Origin of the sequence: Actimicrobium sp. CCI2.3 (assembly GCF_035019065.1) — a bacterium.
Classification (GTDB): Bacteria; Pseudomonadota; Gammaproteobacteria; order Burkholderiales; family Burkholderiaceae_D; genus Actimicrobium.
On the sequence record NZ_JASJWR010000023.1, the window covers coordinates 58,976 to 78,178 of the forward strand.

The following is a 19,203-nucleotide window of genomic DNA, read 5'->3' on the forward strand; positions in this document are numbered from 1 at the left end:
AGCGTGCGCGTACGTCAAAAAGTCACACCGGCAATGAGCAGAACATTGGCATACGGCGTGCATTCGCCGGTGCGGATGATCGCGCGCGCCGTGCGGCTGCGCCGCTTGAATTCGTCATGGTTCATGGTCACGCCGCCGGGCAACGCCAGTGCGGAGATGGCACGGGCAATCGCCGGATTATGCTGCACCATTTCGCATGCCAGACCATGCTGTTCGACCTGCATTTCGGTCAGTATCGCTTGCAGCGTGTCCATCAATCCCGGTATCCCGCGCGTCAGCGCGAGGTCGATCAGCGGCACGCCGGGCGGTACCGGCAAGCCAGCGTCACCGATCACGATGGCGTCGCCATGACCGAGCGAAGCGATCAGTTGTGACAGGGCGATATGGAGTAACGGGGTTTTTTTCATCAGGGTCAGTCAGTGGTTGGCCAGGTCAAGCCAGCGGGGTTGCATCGAACAGTTCGTGCCGATGCGGAATCGAGGTTTGCGCGCCGTGTCGCGCGACACTCCAGGCGGCGGCGCGCTGGCCCAGCGCAATCGCATCAGCTACGGGTTCGCCGGCTGCCAGCGCGGCAACAAAGCCGCCGATAAACGTGTCACCCGCAGCGGTGGTATCGACCGCCGCAACCGGATACGCGGCGAACGCGCGCGCTCCATCTGCCAGCGCCGCATGGACGCCTTTCGCACCCAGCGTGACGAGCACGTTGCGACAACCGCTGGCGCGCAACACGGCAGCGGCAGCCATCACTTCATCGGGCGCAGTGCCGGCCAGCATCGCCGCTTCGATTTCATTCGGGATCAGGTAATCGACCCGGGCCAGCATCGCCGGCGGCAGGTTGGCTGTCGGTGCCGGCGCAGGTGCAGGTGCAGGTGCAGGCGCAGGCGCAGGCGCAGGTGCAGGATTGAGCACGACAATTTTGCCAAGTGCATGCGCCAGATTGATTGCGTACTCGACGGTCGCCAGCGGCGTTTCCAGTTGCAGCACGACGATGCTCGCTTGGGCAATCAGGTGACGGGCTGCATCAATATGCGCAGGTGCCAGCAGGTCATTGGCACCACCGGCAATGACAATGCTGTTCTGCCCGTTCGCATCCACCAGAATCGCGGCAACGCCGGAAGCCACACCGGCGATCGTGCTGACGTGGCTGACATCGATGCCTTCGGCCACCAGCGCAGCGCGCAGCGTATCGCCAAAATCGTCATCGCCAAGGCAAGCGATCATCGCCACGGCGGGCTCGTGGCCGGCTGCGAGCCGGGCGCACGCCACCGCCTGGTTGGCGCCCTTGCCGCCGGGGATGGTGTGGAACGCGCTGCCGCACAGGGTTTCGCCGGCGGCCGGCATGCGCGGCACGCGCAATACCAGGTCCATGTTGATGCTGCCAATGACGACGATCATGAGAGGTTTCCGTTCACGGCAAAAAAAGGTTCAGGACAACAGGCTCGACGCGCGCACATGCAACTCCGGCGTCATCGTATGGTGCTGACGCGGCAGATCGGCGTCGGCGATCCGCGCCAGCAGGCATTGCGCCGTCAAGCGGCCGAGTGCGCGCGTGTTTTGCGCCACGCTGGTCAGCGCGGGATGGACGAACTGGGCCAGATCGATATCATCAAAACCCACCACGGCCAGTGCCTGCGGTACCGCCAGTCCGGCCTCGGCAGCAGCACGCAATACACCAATGGCCATCAGATCGTTGCAGCAAAAAATCGCATCGGGACGTTGCGCTACCGGCAGGTCGAGTAACGCACGGGCGTGCTGATAGCCGCCCAGGCTGGTGAAATCGGCATAGCGGCACAGCGCCGACGGCAGCGACAGGCCAGCCAGTTCCAGCGTGACGCGCACGCCATCGAGTCGCTGGCGCGACAGCAGGATGTCTTCCGGTCCGCCGATACAGGCAATGCGTCGTCGTCCCAGCGCCAGCAGGTGCTGCGCAGCCAGCACCCCTCCGACCACATTATCGACCTCCACCACATCGAACGCCTGCCCTTGCGGTGCGCGGTCCAGCAGCACCACCGGGATTTTTTTCGTCTGCAACCATTCGCCATCGGCCGGTGCCAGCGCGGCCATGATCAACCCGTCGCAGCGCTTGCCCAGCAAGACATCGAGATAGTTGCGCTGACGTGCCGGGTCATCACCGAAATTGCACAGGATGACGCTGTAGCCGGCGCTGTAGCACTGGTCTTCGATACCACGCGCCACTTCGGAAAAATACGGATTGGTATTGTTCGGAATGATCAGGCCGATGGTGCCGGTACGCTGGCTCTTGAGCGAACGTGCCAGCGCACTGGGCACGTAGTGCAGCTGGGCGATCGCCGCCAGCACGCGCTCGCGCGCGTCGACACTGACTGGCCGGGTGGCGTTGATCACATGCGACACCGTCGTGAACGATACGCCGGCCAGTTGTGCGACTTGCTTGATGGTCGTCATGTCAGGCGCGCTGGCCGCGTCGGCGGTAGGTGTCGAGCACCACCGCCGTGACGATGACCAGACCGGTGACGATGCGCTTGAGCGGTTCGCTCACACCGATCTGCGCGAGACCGGCTTCCAGGACGACGATGATCAGCACGCCAATCAACGTGCTGATGACCGAGCCGCGTCCGCCCATCAGGCTGGTGCCGCCAATGACGACGGCGGCAATCACCTGCAACTCCAGACCGACGCCGCCATTCGGATCGGCTGCCTCCAGCCGCGAAATCTGGAACAGCGCGCCGACCCCGGCCAGCAAACCCATCAGCGCGAACACCAGCACTTTGGACGGACGCGGATCGATACCGGACAGCCGCACGGCTTCTTCGTTGGTACCGATGCCTATCCACACGCGGCCGAGCACGGTCCGGGTCAGCACGAGGTGGCCCGCCAGAACGATCAGCATCGCGGCAATGAACGCCGGCGACATACCCATCCACACCGGTGCGCTGATGCCGGCGACGATGCCGCCGATGTATTCGGTGCGTGAATCGGTGACCTGATAGGCCAGGCCGCGCGCGATTTCCAGCACGCCAAGCGAGACGATGAACGACGGCACGCGCCAGCCCACCGACACCAGACCGGTCAGCATGCCCAGCGCCGCTGCGGCCAGCATTCCCAGCAGGCTCGCTGCATACACCGGCCAGCCCCAGTGCACCATTGCCAGCGACATGATCGAGGCGGCCAGTGCCATCACCGAGCCGACCGACAAATCAATCCCGCCAATAATCAGGATAAAGGTCATGCCGACCGCCATCACGAGCAAGGTCGGGATGTCGTTGGCCAGCGTGGCGAGCGTGCTCCACGTAAAAAAATATTCGCTGAGGGTTGAAAACAAGATGCACAAGGCAACCAGCGTACCGAGCAGTCCGGCATAATTTTTCAGGCCCGCAAGGGTGCGCTGGAAGGTAGTCGGTGACATGGGTTCTCCGGAAATCATGGGGTCAGCTCGCCGCAGCGAGGGATGCTGTTTCTGATGCAGGCGCTGCCAGATAACCGCTGAAGGCGGCGGCCAGCAATGCATCCTGGGTCCAGGTTGCGCGCTCGAAGGTGTCGACGACGCGACCGGCGCTCATGACGAGGATGCGGTCGCAAATCAGCATCAGTTCGCGCAGATCGCTCGACACGATTGCCAGTCCTTTGCCCTCGCGGGCCAGGCCGACCAGCAACTGGTAAATGTCGAATTTGGCACCGATGTCGATGCCACGGGTTGGCTCATCAAACAGCATCACCGGACAGTCACGATAGAACCAGCGCGCCATCACGACTTTTTGCTGATTACCGCCGGACAGTTCGGCCACGGGCTGGTCGGCATCGCGCGCCTTGATGCCGAGTCGCTGCATGAAGTCGGTTGCAACGACCGTTTCGGCCGCCGCATCGAGCCAACCGGCGCGACTGACCGTCGGCAAACTGGCCAGCGTTGTATTGTGTGCAATCGATTGTTGCAGCAGCAAGCCCTGCCCCTTGCGGTCTTCGGTCACCATGGCGATACCGGCAGCAACCGCGTCCTTGGGCGAACGGATGGGCGCGGCGACGGTTGCATCACCAACAAACACCGCCCCCTGATCGGCCCGGTCGGCACCAAAAATCAGGCGCAACAATTCGGTCCGGCCCGAGCCGATCAGGCCAGCGATGCCGACGATTTCGCCGCCATGAATCTCGAACGAGGTGGCGGCAACCGCACCCTGCCGGCCCAGCTCGCACACCCGCAACACCGGCGCACCCAGCGTGCGACCACCCAGATCAATATCGGCATCGGCAGCGCGGCCCACCATCAGCTTGACCAGATCGGCGCTGCCGTGACCAGCAATCGGATCGTCGCAAACCAGCTTGCCATCGCGCAGGACGACGATGCGGTCAGCCACCCGCTTGAGTTCTTCAAGCCGGTGTGAAATGTAGACCAATGCCACGCCTTCGGATTTCAGGCGAGCGATCTGGAGGAACAGCAACTCGACTTCACGATGGGTCAGCATCGCCGTCGGTTCGTCGAGGATCAGCAGGCGGCAGTCACCAATGAGATTGCGGGCGATCTCGATCATTTGCTGATGACCGATACCGAGCTCGCCCACCAGCGTCCAGGGATCAATACTGGCCAGTCCGACGCGCGCCATCTGCGCGCGTGCGTCCTGTTCGAGCTGACGCCGGTTGATCCAGCCGAAGCGATTGGGTAATTGGCGCAAGTAGAGATTTTCGGCAACTGACAAAGTCGGAATCAGGTTCAGTTCCTGCAGCACCATGCGCACGCCTTGTGCTTCTGCATCGGCACGCGAGGTCGGCTGGTAAGGCTGGCCGTCGAGCAGCATGCTGCCGGTGCTGGCCGCTTCGAGCCCGCAGATGATCTTCGATACCGTGCTTTTGCCGGCGCCGTTTTCACCGGTCAAGGCCAGCACCTGACCAGCATGCAATGGCAACGTGATGTCGTGCAGCACGGTCTGGACATAGGTCTTGCCGATGCCCGACAGGGTCAACAGCGCGCCCGTGTCGGGAACAGGTTTCAGGTCATCAGCCATGCACGCTCCGGGAAAAGGAAAAAGACCACCGAGACATTGCGCGCACTCAGGACTTGACGGCTTTGGTTACCAGCTGCACCTTGGTTTCTATGGTGCCGCCCAGGGCTGCCTGGGTCTTTTTCTCAGCCAGTGCCTTGAGCACGGTTTCGATACCGAACACGGCTTGCTGCGAACCGAACTGATCGACCGTCGCCAGCACCCGCCCATCGGCCAGCATCGGCTGGATCGCCTTGATGTTGTCGTAACCGATCACCCGCACCGTGCCGGTCTTGCCCGCAGCCTTGATCGCCGAGATCGCGCCGATGGCCATGTTGTCGTTGCCGCACAGCAGAGCCGTGATCTTCGGGTTCGCCGTCAGCATCGCCGCAGCGACCTTGTTGCCCGGTGCGATTTCCCAATCACCGGACTGGACACCGATCACGGTGGCACCGGCAGCGCTCATCGCCTCCTTGAAACCCAGCGTGCGCTGCTGCGCGTTGTAGGTAGTCGAGACGCCTTCGATGATGCCGACCTGATCGCCTTTTTTCAGTTGCTGCGCCAGAAAGTCTCCGGCCAGCTTCGCTCCCTTGCGGTTATCAGGACCGACAAACGGCACGGTCACGCCTTTTTCCTTGAGCGCAGCCTCATCAAGCTTGTTATCGATATTGACGACGAGGATGCCGGCATCAACCGCTTTTTTGAGCACCGGCACCAGCGCCTTCGAGTCGGCCGGCGCAATCACCAGCGCATTGACGCGCGAGACAATCATCTGCTCGACCAGCTTGATCTGACTGAGCGTATCGGTTTCATCCTTGATGCCGTTGGTGACCAGATCGTACTTGGTCGCATTGGCTTGTTGATGCGCCTTGGCACCGTTTTCCATCGTCAGGAAAAATTCATTGGCCAGCGACTTCATCACCAGCGCAACTTTTGGCTTGGCGTCCTGCGCCATCACGGACGGGACAGGCAACAGGCAGAGCAAGGCAGTGGCGATCAGGCTAAAACGAAAACGGCTATTCATGGGTGTCTCCAGGAGTGGGTGGCGCATTTCTGGGAATGCTGGCCGGGTCGCGCAAACGTTTGCGTCTACGTTTGCGGAGTCTACACCGGGAATCTCCGAGAACCTAGATCGATGGCATTTTTAGCCGCATCAAGCGCCTTCGACAAAGTCACTTGAGATGGTGCGAACAACAACTGATGCAACGCACCACGGCGGACGGTGATGCACCACGCCATTCACCGGCATGAGGAAAAGCGGCGGATTTTGCCGATTTTTTGATGGCATGGCTATTGCATTGCAATATTCAAGTCACTTGAATTTAATGCAAACCACACGTATTTTTGACTGACTTGCCAATAAAAAAGATTTTGGATCTTCACCATACAAGGGGAAAAACAGTGCGCATCATGCCTTCCGCAGTAAAGACATCGGCTCTGACCGCCGCCATCGGACTGACCTTGCTGGGGGCACCGGCCATGGCCAAGGACGTGGTCAAAATCGCCTTCATCGGCCCGCTGACCGGCGGCGTGTCGTCGATCGGACTGGGCGGGCGCAATTCGGCCGAACTCGCCGTGCGGTTGCGCAATGCCGATCCGAAATCAAAATACACCTACGAACTGGTCATCCAGGATGACGAATGCAAACCCAACGTCGGTGTGCAGGTCGCCACCAAAGTCGCGGCCGACAACGCCATCATCGCCGGCGTCACGCACTACTGTTCGGCGGTGGCGATGGGCACGGTCGGGGTCTACAACCGTTTCGGCTTGCCGGTCGTGGTCTGGGGCGCGGTGCTGCCGGACATCACCTATGCCAACAATTACAAGGACGTGCATCGCATCAACGGCACGATGGTCAACCAGAGCGAAGTCGCCGCCAAGTTCATGACCGGACTCGGCTACAAAAAGTTCGCGATCATCCACGACACCACCGACTACGGCAAAGGCCATAACAAGTACTTTTCCGAATACCTGAAAAAAGATGGCGGCAGCGTCGTCGCCACCTTCGGCGTCACCGCCGACCAGCAGGACTTCAGCAGCGAACTGACCAAAATCCGCGAACTGAAACCCGACGTCATCTTCTTCGGCGGCCTCACTCCGCAGGGCGTACGCATCCGCACCCAAATGGAAAAGCTCGGCATCACGGCCGAATTCGAAGGCACCTCGGGCATCAAGTCCGATGCCTACATCCAGGGAATCGGCAAGGAACTGGCCGAAGGAAGCGTCGCGTTTCTCGAAGGTGCGCCATGGGAAAAACTGCCGGGCGGCCTGACCTTCGCAGCCAAATACCAGCAACAGAAATTTGGCGAACCGCCAGAAGCCTACGGCCCATTCGCCTACGCCGCTGCCGAACTGATCATCGACGCAGTCGAAAAAGTCGGCCCCAACCGCAAGAAAGTCCGCGAAGTGCTCAACGCCACCCAAAACGCCGACACCATCATCGGCAAAGTCACCTTCGACGACCATCGCCAGAACATCGTCCCGCTCGTCACCAAGTACGTCGTCGACGATGGCAAATGGGTGATCTGGGAAGACAGCAGCTATGGCAAGGGGAAACGGAAGCTGTCGGGTTTGTAGGAATTGACGGGCGGGGCTGGTGCGTTTGGTGCCATGCCCGTTGGTTATTGCACCCTAGGAGCGGCAGTTGATGTTGATGTTGATGTTGATGTTGAAGTGGCAGTTGACGTTGACCTGTTCCGCATTGAAGCAGCTGCCAAAAGTCGGAGGCAGGCAGGGGATAAGAGTGACGCATGTTTGAGCGAAGCGAGTTTGCGGCACTCCCCCTGACTGGCTCCGGCTTTTGGGAACCCGAAGGGCAGCCGCTTCGCGGTCGCCTTTTTCTTGGTTACTTCTTTTTGGCGAAGCAAAAAGAAGGGACCGCATGCCGGTCCGGCTGCCGGGCCGCCCCCGGCTAGGTCGTGGCGGAGAGACAACCGTTCAATCAACCGCAGCACCGAATCTGGATGGCAAGCGCTCCGCAATCCGCAAGCAGGGTCAGAGTAATTTTCGCGATACCCCCTGCGAAAAAAACTCTGACCCTGGTTGCTGCCGATGGGGGTTTGCGACGGTGAGCAAAACCGCGCTCCCGGAGTTTGACGGGAAGGGCAGTAGCCGAGAATCAGCAACCCCGATACGGAATTCGTATGGCAAGCGCTCCGAATCCGCAAGCAGGGTCAGAGTAATTTTCGCGATACCCCTGCGAAAAAAACTCTGACCCTGGTTGCTGCCGATGGGGGTTTGCGACGGTGAGCAAAACCGCGCTCCCGGAGTTTGACGGGAAGGGCAGTAGCCGAATCAGCAACCCCGATACGGAATTCGGATGGCAAGCGCTCCGCAATCCGCAAGCAGGGTCAGAGTAATTTTCGCGATGAAACCTGCGAAAAAAAACTCTGACCCTGGTTGCTGCCGATGTGGCTTGCGTCGGTGAGCAAAACCGCGCTCCCGGAGTTTGACGGGAAGGGCAGTAGCCGAATCAGCAACCCCGATACGGAATTCGTTTGGCAAGCGCTCCGAATCCGCAACCAGGGTCAGAGTAATTTTCGCGATACCCCTGCGAAAAAAACTCTGACCCTGGTTGCTACCGATGTGGCTTGCGACGGTGAGCAAAACCACGTTTCCGGAATTTAACGAGAAAGACCGAAGCTGCAGTAGACGTTGAAGTCGAACCAAACAACCCACCAAAGGAACCCGATGAGCATGCTAGCTCAATACATCTTCAACGGCCTGATGCTAGGCGTAATCTACGCCATGGTTGCCGTTGGCTTCACGCTGTTTTTCGGCGTCCTCGACGTCATCAAATTCTCGCACGGCGACACCCTGATGGTCGGCGCATTCGCCGGCCTCGCCACCTCGCTGTGGGTCATCTCGCTCGGCATCACCTCACCCTGGATACAACTGGCAGCGGTGGTCATCAGCGCCGTCAGCGTGACCGGTTTACTGGGTGCAGCAATTGCGCGCTTCCTGATTTTGCCGCTGCATAAAGCACCGCCACTGAACACGCTGCTGGCCACCCTGATGCTCGGCACCGTACTGCGCGAATCGGTGCGGCTGTTCTATCCGGACGGCTCCAATCCCAAACCCTTCCCGGCCTTGCTCCCCACCGGGTCGATGGAATTTGGCAGCTTCATCTTGCGTGCCGACAGCCTGATCCTGCTCATCAGCGGCATCGCAGCAATCACCGGCGTGCATCTGCTGATCACCCGCACCCGCCTCGGCATGGCCATTCGCGCCGTCGCGCAAGACGGTGAAACCGCCCGACTGATGGGTATCAATTTTGAAGCCGTCGTGCTGCTGACCTTCGCCCTCGGTTCCGGCCTTGCTGCCCTGGCTGGCGTCATGAACGGCCTGTATTACAGCGAAATCAATTTCAGCGTTGGCCTGCTGCTCGGCGTGATCGGCTTTGCCGCAGCCATCCTCGGCGGGCTGGGCAATATCTACGGTGCGATCATCGGCGGCTTCCTGTTTGCCGGCTTGCAGGTGTTCGGCAGCGTCGCCCTGCCCGCGTTGTTTCCCGATGTCGCCAGTGCCTACAAGGATGTCTTCGCGTTCGCAGTCGTCATCATCCTGATGGCCTGGAAACCCACCGGCCTGATCGCCGAGAAATCGAGCGAGCGCGTTTGATGACGACTTCTTCCTCCTTCAAAAACCCGGCCATCGTGCTGGCCCTGGCGACCATCGCACTCACCGTTTACATGGGGCTGTTCCTGCATGCCGAAACCCAGCTCGGCGTGGCCGTCTTGCTGATCACCGCGGTGATCGCGACCATCCTGTCGCGCCGCACCGGTGCCACGCAGCAGCTCGAACAATCGGCCGCCCGCCGTCCCGGACTCGCACGTCTGTGGGCACTCGGCGGCATCCTCGCGCTGATCGCTGTGTTCTATAACGAACACTTCGTGCTGCTGATGATTTGCTCGGTGCTGCTCTACACCACGGCGTGCCTGGGCCTGACACTGCAGTTCGGCTTTTCCGGTGTGGCCAACTTTGCCGGTGCCGCTTTTTTTGGCATCGGCGGTTACACCACGGCGGTGATGGTGACCCATACCGGCGTGCCACACCTGCTAGTCATCGTACTCTCCGGCCTGATGGCAGCGGGAGTAGGCTCGTTGCTCATTCTGCCGGTGCTGCGCACGCGCGGCCATTACGCGGCGCTGGTGACAATCGCCTTCGGCCTGCTGTTCAAGACCTTCATCGAAGTCAACAATGTGCTCGGTGGCCCGCAGGGCTTGCAAGTGCCGGGCATGCAGGTGTTCGGACTGGCCTTTAACGACGGCTTTACCCTGTTCGGACTCGACTTCTCGTTTTATGTCAGTTACGCACTGCTCAGTCTGGCGATCGCCGCCGGCGTGTTCGTGGTGGTCAAGGCGCTGGAACGCTCGTGGATCGGCCTGAGCATGGACGTGGTGCGCACCGATGAAACTGCCGCCGCCACCTTCGGCCTGCATATCGCGCGCTGGAAAGTGATTGCCTTCATGATGGGTAATTTCTTCGCCGGTATCGCCGGCAGCGTCTACGCGATGCTGATGGGCTTCATCGCGCCGAACAACTTCACCTTTGCCGACTCGTTGCTGATGCTGTCGATCGTGATCCTCGGTGGTCTCGGCAATCCGCTCGGCCTGATCCCGGCGGCCATCATCGTGCTGGTGCTGCCGGAAAAACTGCAATTCATTCAGGAGTACCGCTATCTGTTTTACGGCGTGCTGGTGATTGCGATCCTGCTGTTCCGCCCCGATGGTCTGTTGCCGCGCAAGACCCGGCTGTTCTTTCAACGCGGAGAAAAATCATGATCACCGTGACCGACCTGACGATGCGCTTCGGTGGCCTGACCGCGCTCGATCACCTGAACCTGCATATTAACGAAGGCGAAATCCTCGGGCTGCTCGGACCGAACGGGTCCGGCAAGACCACGTTTTTCAATGTGCTGACCGGACTGTACAAAGCCAGCGGCGGCAGCATCCTGCTCGATGGCGCCGAAGTCATCGGCCAGTCGCCACAAGCGGTTTACCGCAGTGGCGTGGCACGCACCTTCCAGCGTTCACGGCTATCGCTGCCGCTGACCGTGTTCGACAATATCGTCATCGGCGATTACCAGCACATGAACCGCGGGCTACTCTTCAACCTGTTCCGGCGCACCGCTTTCCGCGCCGAATACGATGCCTATGTGGAGAAGGTCACCGCGCTGCTCACTATTTTTAGCCCGCCACTGGTGGCACAACTGTTCGAGCCCGTCGAGACCTTTTCGATGATTGACCGGCGTCGCATCGAAGTCTGCCGCGCCCTGATCAGCCGACCACGCCTGCTGCTGCTCGACGAGCCATCGGCCGGCATGACCCATGATGAAACCGATGCCTTGATGGATGACATCCTGCAGGTCCGTGGCAAATTGCCAGGCCTGTCGGTGGTACTGATCGAACACCAGATGAACGTCATCAAGCGCATCACCGACCGCTGCCTGGTCCTCAACTACGGCAAGAAAATCGCCGAAGGCAGCTATGCGGAAATCACCGCTGATCCGGCGGTCCAGACGGCGTATCTCGGGGAGGAAACCGCATGACCACATCAACTGCGCTGACCGTGCGCGGCGTCACGACCGGCTATGACAAGATCAATGTGCTGCACGATGTCAGCATCGACGTCGCGCCCGGAAAAATCACCTGCATCCTCGGTGCCAACGGTGCCGGCAAGAGCACGCTGATCCGCGCCATCCTCGGCCTGACGCCGCCACGCCAGGGGGACATCCACTGGCAGGGTCGCAACCTTGCCGGTGAAAAAACCCACAAGATTATCGCCAGCGGGATTGCCTGCATCCCGGAGGGCCGCAAGGTCTTTCCGCGCATGAGCGTGGCTGAAAACCTGGCGCTGGGCGCGTACCTCGAAACCAATGCAGCCAAAGTACGCGACCGGCTGGACCGCGTCTATGCCATTTTTCCACGCCTCAAGGAACGCGCCGCGCAGCTGGCCGGCACCATGTCCGGCGGCGAGCAGGCGATGGTCTCGATCGGTCGCGGGTTGATGGCCGAGCCGACGCTGCTGATCATCGACGAGCCGTCGCTGGGCTTGTCGCCACTGTTCGTGCAAGAGAACTTCAACGTCATCAAGCAGATCAATACGCTTGGCATCACGGTGCTGCTGGTCGAACAGAATGCGCGCCAGACGCTGGCCATTGCCCACCACGGTTACGTGCTGTCGCAAGGTCGCGTGGTGGCGCAGGGAACGGCCGCCGAACTGGCCGGCAATGACGAAGTACGCGCCGCGTACTTCGGTTGAGAAGGAACACCCAATGAACGACATACTTGCCCTCCCCGCCAGCGAACTGGTACGCCGCATCAGCGCTCGCGAGATCAGCGCCGAAGCCGTGGTGCGTGCTTACACCGAACGCATTCTTGCCAATGACACGCGCATCCATGCCTGGCAATTTTTCGATCCGACACTCGCCCTCGCCCAAGCCCGTGCCTGCGATGCCGGCAGCGCAAGCGGTGCGCTGCATGGCTTGCCGATCGGGGTCAAGGACCTGATGGATACGGCCGACATGCCGAGCACTTACGGCTCGCCGATTTACGCTGGCCATCGCCCGCGCACCGATGCGGCGGTGGTTGCGCTCAGCCGCGCCGAAGGAGCCATCGTGATGGGCAAGACCGTCACCACCGAATTCGCCACCTTCACACCGGGACCGACCTGCAATCCGCGTGCACCGATCGATCATCCGCACACGCCCGGTGGCTCGTCGAGCGGTTCGGCCGCCGCGGTTGCCGCCGGCATGGTGCCGCTGGCGTTCGGCTCGCAGACCGCCGGTTCCATCGTGCGACCGGCCGCGTATTGCGGCATCGTCGGCTACAAACCGACTCATGGCACCTTGCCGCTGGCCGGCATCAAGGCGCTCTCGCCCAGCCTCGACACGGTCGGCGTGCTGGCTCGCAGCGTCGACGATGCGGCGTTCTTTGTCGGTGTCCTCGCACGCCTGCCGCTGCACGCGTTCGCGCATGGCCGACTGCGTATCGGCATCTGCCAGACCCCGCACTGGGAGCGCGCCGGCACCGATTCGCGCGCCGCGCTCGCCCGCACCGCCCGCTTGCTCGAACAGGCCGGTGCCGTGCTCACCGATCTGGTTCTGCCGGAGGCTTGCACTGGCCTGACTGCAGCGCAGATCGACATCATGGGCCATGAAGCCCGCGCCGCCTTTGCACCGGAACTGGCCACTGATGCGACCGGCCTGAGCGCGGCGTTTGCTGCTTTGCTGAAGTCGGGCAGCGCAGTCGATGGCCAGCGATTTTTTGCCGCACAACAGCTGGCCGCCACAGCCCGCCTGGCGGTCGATGCGCTGTTCAACCAGGTCGACATCGTGCTGGCACCGAGTACCGAAGGCGAAGCACCAGCCGGCATCGCGGCCACTGGCGATCCGATTTTTAACCGGTTATGGACACTGCTCGGCAACCCCTGCGTGCATGTGCCGACCGGCCTCGGCACTACCGGCATGCCGATCGGCGTGACGCTGATCGGCCCGCGCTGGGGCGATGCGCAGACCATCGCTGCCGCGCGTGAACTGGAACGCCAGCTCTCATGAATTTACCGGAGGATGCATTGAATCAAGCCGAACAAGCGCAGGACCATATCAACAACGATCGCCTGCAACAGGCCATCGCGGCGCTGGCCCGCTTCGGCGGTCGCGATGACGGTGGCGTCGCGCGCGAGACCCTGACCGCGACGGATCTGGCATCGCGTCGCTATCTGATCGAACAGGCACGCGCACTCGGTTGCGAGGTCTCCGTCGATGATTGCGCCAACCTGTTTTTCCGGCGGCCCGGCAGGTGTCCCGAACTGCCATCCGTGCTCACTGGCAGTCACGGCGATACCCAGCCGGTCGGCGGCAAGCTCGACGGTGCCTACGGAATCCTGGCCGGACTGGAAATCATCGCCGCCCTCAACGATGCGGGCATCACGACCGAGCGATCCATCGATGTGGTGGCCTGGACCAACGAAGAAGGCAGTCGCTTCGGTCCCGGTGCGATGGGGTCGAGCGCCTATGTCGACTCGTCGCGGCTGGCCGGTTACCGCACGGCGCGCGATGCCGAGGGCATCTTTTTTGGCGACGCGCTCGACAACGCGCTGGCCGAAGTCACCGACGTGCCACGCCGTCTGATGCCGCAACCGCATGCCGCCTGCATCGAACTGCATATCGAACAAGGACCGGTGCTGGAACGTGCCGCCATCGCGCTCGGGGTCGTCACCGGCATCCAGTCGGTGCGCTGGTTCACGGTCACCTGCACCGGCATGGCAGCGCATGCCGGCACCACGCCAATGGACGAACGCGGCGATGCGATGGCGGTAGCCGTTGGCGTCGCGCAGCAGTTGTACCAGCAAGCCGCGCGTGAATCCGTCCATCAATTGCGCCTGACGCTGGGACGCTGGCAAGTCAGCCCGAATTCGATCAACACGATTCCGGGCCGGGTAACCTTCAGTGTCGATATGCGCTGTGGCGACGAAGCCGTGGTGGAACGCTTCGAGCACACGTTGCGGGCACTGCTGCACAACGCGACCTGGCGCGGCAGCATGACCGTCGAACGCATCTTCATGCGTGCGCCCACGCTGTTTCCCGAATCGATGCTGACGCTGATCGAACAAGGCTGCACGCGCGCCGACAAGGTGGTGCCGATGCGGCTAACATCGGGAGCCTTCCATGACGCGATGTATCTGGCAGAACACTGCCCGACCGCCATGATTTTTGTCCCGAGCAAGGACGGCATCAGTCACAATGCGGCCGAAGCCACCGATGCACACGACCTGTTTCTGGGTGTGCAGGCGCTGGCGTATGCGGTCACGGCACTGGCCAGCCGATAACCCTGTGAAGAGGATTGCTTGACTACTTTGCGCAAACGCGTGCTGGCGATGGAACCCGGCTCCACGACCACGCCACCCCCCACACCACTGGGATTGCGGCTGCGCCATGCGCGACTGGTGGCAGGACTGACGCTGTTGCAACTGGCGCACAAAGCCAGCTGTTCGGAAAGCCTGATTTCAAAAATCGAACGCAGCCTGGCAACCCCGTCACTGACGATGTTGCACCGGTTGGCGGTGGCGCTGGAGACCAACATCGGTATCCTGACCAGCGAGGATGGCCCGCCTGAAAGTCCCATCATCCGGCATGACGAACGACCGGTCTTGAAAGCCGGCGGCATCGCGCTGGAGCGGCTGGTACTGCCCAAGCGCGGTGGTCTGCTGCAAGCCAATATCCATGTGGTGTCGCCTGGCGAAGGCAGCGATGGATTGATCGAACACAGCGGCGAAGAAGTGGGTTACGTGCTTGAGGGCACGCTTGAATTGACGCTTGGCGAGACACGTTATGACCTCGGTCCCGGCGATGCGTTTTCATTTCCCAGCCATGTTCCGCACGGGTACCGCAACACCGGCGAGGATGTCGCACGGGTGTTGTGGGTGAATTCGCCGGCGACGTTTTAAAGCGGATTCGGAGAGTGGGAGCGGTGCAATGCCCTTCGGTTATTGCACCGCAACCGCCCCATTCAGATCAACCAACCACAACTATGTACCCCGTCGTGAAGCGATGACATTCTGCACCGGCTCGGCACGCACCGATTTGCCTTCACTGGCAATTTGCGGCGCAGGCGCGGGCAATCCGGCCGATTGCAGGTAACGGGTAATTCGCTCTGCGATAAATTCCGTGGTGAACTCGCGGAGTAGCGGCAAGTTCAAGGCCTCGAACACTGGTATCCAGGTGTCGCTGCCCTGCACGCTGCGGCGTATCCGCAAATCCGGATTGAACTGGTACCAGCCTTGCATCACCCGTACGAACAAGGCCCGGTTGTAGACGTAGTCACGCGCCACTTCATTGCGCGCCAGGACACCGGAGATGTGCTGACGCTGACGGCGTTCCGGCCGCACCACATTACTCGGCATGTGTTGCCAGGCGTCGACGATCGCAGCGGACTCGAAGGCGGCATACGGACGGCGCTGGAGTTGCGTGAAGCGCGACGAGAACAGCACCCACATCGTCTGGAACAGAAAATATTCGGCCAGGTGTCGATCGATGCGGACCAAGCGCTCGCCGCTGCTGACGTCGATGGATGGCGGCGCCAGCAATTCATACAGAAGGGCGAATGGTCCGCGCGCAAATTCCTTGTCGAGGAACGCTTCCCGCATCGCCCAGTGCAGCGCATTCCAGCCATAGTGATCGACAGCCTCGCGGTCGGCACCGCGTTCGAGCAAGGCGTCGATCAGGACAACATTGCCGGCGATCGCCGCCACCATCAATGGCGTCTGGTTCAGTGGCAAGCGGTGATCGACACCGTACTGGTCGCACTGGCGCAAGATATCCTTGACGTGATTGGTGAAGTACGGCGAATAGCTCTTGCCCTGCAGTGCCGTACGCTGTGATTCAAAATTGCGCGCCACGTCGAACTTGGCATCGACCACCAGCCACTTGGCCAGCGTCGGTAAATCGAAGCAAGTGGCGATGTCGTAGAGTTGCTGGCGCTGCTTGTTGCCGGGGATCTGGTCACGCAACACATTGACTAGCAACTCGCGCGTCTTGTCCGTATCAAAAACCGTCCAGGGCACGTTGGCCTGGCGCAGGATATCGCGCCGGATCGCTTCGGCCTGTTCCTGCTTGCCTTGCAGTTCGAGCTTGCGCGCTTCCTTTTGCCAATCGTCCATCGACGAACGATTGGTCTCCACCTGCACCGCACCGCCGCTGGCCAGATCAAGCAGGTCGAACAGCGGATGACTGGTGTCGGACTCGACCACGTACAAGTTGGTGATGGCCCGCGTCAGCGCCACGTACAGCGCATTGACAAAAAATTTGTAGACCTCCATCGATTTGTCGGACTTGTCGCGCGCACGCCGGTAGTCGAGCGTCTCGATATCGAGCGCCTGCTTGTCGACCCCCTCGGCAATACTGGCGAACTCGGCGCGGTGATCCGATACAAACCGGTACAGCACGATGTTGTCGTATTCGAGTCCCTTCGCTTCATGGATCGAAAACAGCAGCGGCGTGCCGAAATGCTGGCGCGCGGCAGGCTTGTCTTCGTCACGCATGACCAGCACTGCACAGCGCGTCGATTGCCGGGTCTGACGATCGAGATCGCGCTTGACGTTGTCCTTGTCAGCCATCAGGGCGACTTGCCCGGTGGTCCCGCCGACACTGCTGACCAGAAAATTGCTCTCGCGATCAATCGAACCGAAGCGCTGCTGTTTAATCTTCAGCAACTGGTTGGCAACGCGCGTGGCTTCGGTGCCATTACGGAAATTGGCAGTGAGCACGCGCAAGGCTTGCCGCTCGGCCAGCGCCGGATCGTGCCAGAACACGCTGCGCACGGTGGCCCACGAAAAAAAGTTCGGATGCACGATCTGGTTTGAATCACCGCACAGCAGAAACTGGCCGGGCTGTTTCAGCGTGCGCAGCACCAGCGCGAGCTGGGTCGCGGTCATATCCTGCACTTCATCGATGACGACAAAGTCATAGCGCGGCGCGGCCAGCGCTTGCCACTGCTGGGTCACCAAATTGACATCGAACAGGCCACTGTCATCAAGCCAGGCCCGGTATTTATCGAACAGGTCGTAGAGCGCCGGACGCTGTTCGCCACTGAAAATCGACTGGCGTATTCCCAGTCCGAGATAGGCGCTGCGATCGAGCACACCGGCGCTGCCAGCGGTAATGACGCCGCGAATTTCTTCAAACGCCTGATGCGCATCCATCCCCTTGAAGCCTACCCGCACGCGCTCGAACCAGCCGGCGAAATCGCGCCACAGCGCTTCCCGCCCAAGCGGCACCCGGATCGATTCAAGGAATTCGCGATACGACAAAAAGAGCGCGTCCTGTCCGGGCTGCTCGTAGCCATTGGCGTAATACAGATCACGCGCATTGCGCGCCAGGAAAGCCGAGTGCGTGACGTAAAGCACATCACCGCTCACCTGCTTGAGCTTTTCGAGGGTCAGCGCGGTCTTGCCACTGCCGGCGCTGCCGACCACGATCAGCGGCGGCGACTGATGAAAAATATCCTCTTGCGCGGCGTCAAACGACATCGGCTTGTCGAGCAAATGGATAGTCGGTGAATCTGGATGGAGATAGCGCAGCACCTGCGCTTCCTGGCGCGCTTCGGGCAGATCGAGGCTGCCCATATCGGGAATACGTGCCTCGTCGACCGCTGCACCGCGCAAGAATCGCGACTTGTCGTAATCATGATTCAGGATCACTTCGAGCATCAGCGCACAGACCTGATCGCCATGACGCACCAGCGAAAACAGCAAGCGGTCAGCGTCCCCGAGCTTGGCGCGGTAGAACTTGCCATGACTGAGGCTGACCAGTTTCTTGACCTGCGCACCGGCAAAGTCATCCCGCTCGATGGCGGCAACAACCTTGCGGTAGGCTGCCGTAACCCCGCTGGTATCGAGGCCGAGGTATTCGAGTACTTTCATCGCCTATCCGGACAAAAGGCAGCGCAGAGCGATCCCGCAACTGCCAAAAAGTGCCGCCAGCGCGGCATCGTTATTTGTAGTGGATCAACCGTCAGCGTCAAGCCTTCGGCAAAGTCACGCCGCGTTGCCCCTGGTATTTGCCATTGCGATCCTTGTAGGAGGTTTCGCAGACTTCATCGGCTTCAAAGAACAGCACTTGCGCGCAGCCTTCACCGGCATAAATTTTGGCCGGCAACGGGGTGGTGTTGGAAAACTCCAGCGTCACATAGCCTTCCCATTCGGGCTCGAAAGGCGTCACGTTGACGATGATGCCGCAGCGCGCGTAGGTCGATTTACCGAGACAGATGGTCAGTACACTGCGCGGTATCCGGAAGTACTCCATCGTTCGCGCCAGCGCAAATGAATTCGGCGGAATGATGCAGACATCGCTTTTGATATCGACGAAGGATTTTTCATCGAAGTTTTTCGGATCAACGATGGTCGAATTGATGTTGGTGAAAATCTTGAATTCGTCAGCGCAGCGGATATCGTAACCGTACGACGATGTGCCATAGGAAACGATTTTCTGGCCATTGGCTTCACGTACCTGATGGGGTTCGAACGGTTCGATCATGCCGGTTTCGGCGGCCATGCGGCGTATCCAGGTATCGGACTTGATGCTCATTGTTTTCTCGGACGGTGATGGTGCAGTGGACGGCGGGCGCTATGGCGTCGGCACCGGGAGCCTGTCGGACTCAGGGTGCGGACAAAACAGCAAGTACCGGATTTTACGTGAAAAGTCACCGGGGCCGCCCCGGAAATTGTCAAGGTAATGAAAGTTATCACCATTAAA

Annotated in this window: 16 protein-coding genes; 8 read left to right on the forward strand and 8 right to left on the reverse strand. The window is 60.8% G+C overall.

Annotated features, from left to right (window positions below; all coding sequences use genetic code 11):
* Positions 1-14: 14 nt before the first annotated feature.
* From rbsD to QN370_RS13710, 6 genes are read right to left on the reverse strand one after another with little or no spacing between them, the layout of a single operon-like run.
* Positions 15-407 carry a D-ribose pyranase gene (gene rbsD, locus QN370_RS13685; RefSeq protein ID WP_322128233.1) on the reverse strand — a complete coding sequence of 131 codons (393 nt, stop codon included), beginning with the start codon at positions 405-407 and terminating at the stop codon, positions 15-17.
* A gap of 25 nt (positions 408-432) precedes the next feature.
* A complete protein-coding gene (locus QN370_RS13690; protein WP_322128234.1) occupies positions 433-1,395 on the reverse strand; it encodes a PfkB family carbohydrate kinase in 963 nt (320 codons plus the stop codon).
* 30 nt (positions 1,396-1,425) lie between these two features.
* Positions 1,426-2,424 (reverse strand): LacI family DNA-binding transcriptional regulator, encoded by a 999-nt coding sequence (locus QN370_RS13695; protein WP_322128235.1) that lies wholly within the window; start codon positions 2,422-2,424, stop codon positions 1,426-1,428.
* A gap of 1 nt (position 2,425) precedes the next feature.
* Positions 2,426-3,385, reverse strand: coding sequence for an ABC transporter permease (locus QN370_RS13700; RefSeq protein ID WP_322128236.1), 960 nt, complete (start codon positions 3,383-3,385; stop codon positions 2,426-2,428).
* A gap of 22 nt (positions 3,386-3,407) precedes the next feature.
* The gene (locus tag QN370_RS13705) at positions 3,408-4,973 is read right to left on the reverse strand and encodes a sugar ABC transporter ATP-binding protein (protein WP_322128237.1); all 1,566 of its coding nucleotides are present in this window, start codon (positions 4,971-4,973) and stop codon (positions 3,408-3,410) included.
* 46 nt (positions 4,974-5,019) lie between these two features.
* Complete coding sequence (locus QN370_RS13710) at positions 5,020-5,973, reverse strand: sugar ABC transporter substrate-binding protein (RefSeq protein ID WP_322128238.1); 954 nt, start codon at positions 5,971-5,973, stop codon at positions 5,020-5,022.
* A 386-nt stretch (positions 5,974-6,359) separates the two neighbouring features.
* On the opposite strand from QN370_RS13710, the gene QN370_RS13715 reads away from it, so the two are divergent.
* The 8 genes from QN370_RS13715 (at position 6,360) to QN370_RS13750 (ending at position 15,398) form a co-directional block, all read left to right on the forward strand.
* Entirely contained in the window at positions 6,360-7,526 is a 1,167-nt protein-coding gene (locus QN370_RS13715; protein ID WP_322128239.1) for a branched-chain amino acid ABC transporter substrate-binding protein, read from the forward strand.
* A gap of 1,113 nt (positions 7,527-8,639) precedes the next feature.
* Positions 8,640-9,569, forward strand: a complete 930-nt coding sequence (locus QN370_RS13720) for a branched-chain amino acid ABC transporter permease (protein WP_322128240.1) — start codon at positions 8,640-8,642, stop codon at positions 9,567-9,569.
* Positions 9,569-10,732 carry a branched-chain amino acid ABC transporter permease gene (locus tag QN370_RS13725; protein WP_323581737.1) on the forward strand — a complete coding sequence of 388 codons (1,164 nt, stop codon included), beginning with the start codon at positions 9,569-9,571 and terminating at the stop codon, positions 10,730-10,732. The genes QN370_RS13720 and QN370_RS13725 overlap by 1 nt, the downstream gene beginning before the upstream one ends.
* Positions 10,729-11,499, forward strand: coding sequence for an ABC transporter ATP-binding protein (locus QN370_RS13730; protein WP_322128241.1), 771 nt, complete (start codon positions 10,729-10,731; stop codon positions 11,497-11,499). The genes QN370_RS13725 and QN370_RS13730 overlap by 4 nt, the downstream gene beginning before the upstream one ends.
* Positions 11,496-12,212 (forward strand): ABC transporter ATP-binding protein, encoded by a 717-nt coding sequence (locus QN370_RS13735; RefSeq protein ID WP_322128242.1) that lies wholly within the window; start codon positions 11,496-11,498, stop codon positions 12,210-12,212. The genes QN370_RS13730 and QN370_RS13735 overlap by 4 nt, the downstream gene beginning before the upstream one ends.
* Before the next feature lie 13 nt (positions 12,213-12,225).
* Positions 12,226-13,506: an amidase gene (locus QN370_RS13740; protein ID WP_322128243.1), complete on the forward strand. Its 1,281-nt coding sequence runs from the start codon at positions 12,226-12,228 to the stop codon at positions 13,504-13,506.
* On the forward strand, positions 13,503-14,780 hold the full coding sequence (locus QN370_RS13745) for a M20 family metallo-hydrolase (protein WP_322128244.1): 1,278 nt from the start codon (positions 13,503-13,505) through the stop codon (positions 14,778-14,780). Before QN370_RS13740 ends, QN370_RS13745 begins: the two co-directional genes overlap by 4 nt.
* Positions 14,781-14,828: 48 nt before the next feature.
* Complete coding sequence (locus tag QN370_RS13750; RefSeq protein WP_322129172.1) at positions 14,829-15,398, forward strand: XRE family transcriptional regulator; 570 nt, start codon at positions 14,829-14,831, stop codon at positions 15,396-15,398.
* A gap of 81 nt (positions 15,399-15,479) precedes the next feature.
* Here QN370_RS13750 and QN370_RS13755 read toward each other — a convergent pair whose 3' ends face one another.
* Both QN370_RS13755 and dcd read right to left on the reverse strand, forming a co-directional pair.
* Positions 15,480-18,371 (reverse strand): ankyrin repeat domain-containing protein, encoded by a 2,892-nt coding sequence (locus QN370_RS13755; protein ID WP_322128245.1) that lies wholly within the window; start codon positions 18,369-18,371, stop codon positions 15,480-15,482.
* 97 nt (positions 18,372-18,468) lie between these two features.
* Positions 18,469-19,035: a dCTP deaminase gene (dcd, locus tag QN370_RS13760; protein WP_322128246.1), complete on the reverse strand. Its 567-nt coding sequence runs from the start codon at positions 19,033-19,035 to the stop codon at positions 18,469-18,471.
* Positions 19,036-19,203: the final 168 nt, after the last annotated feature.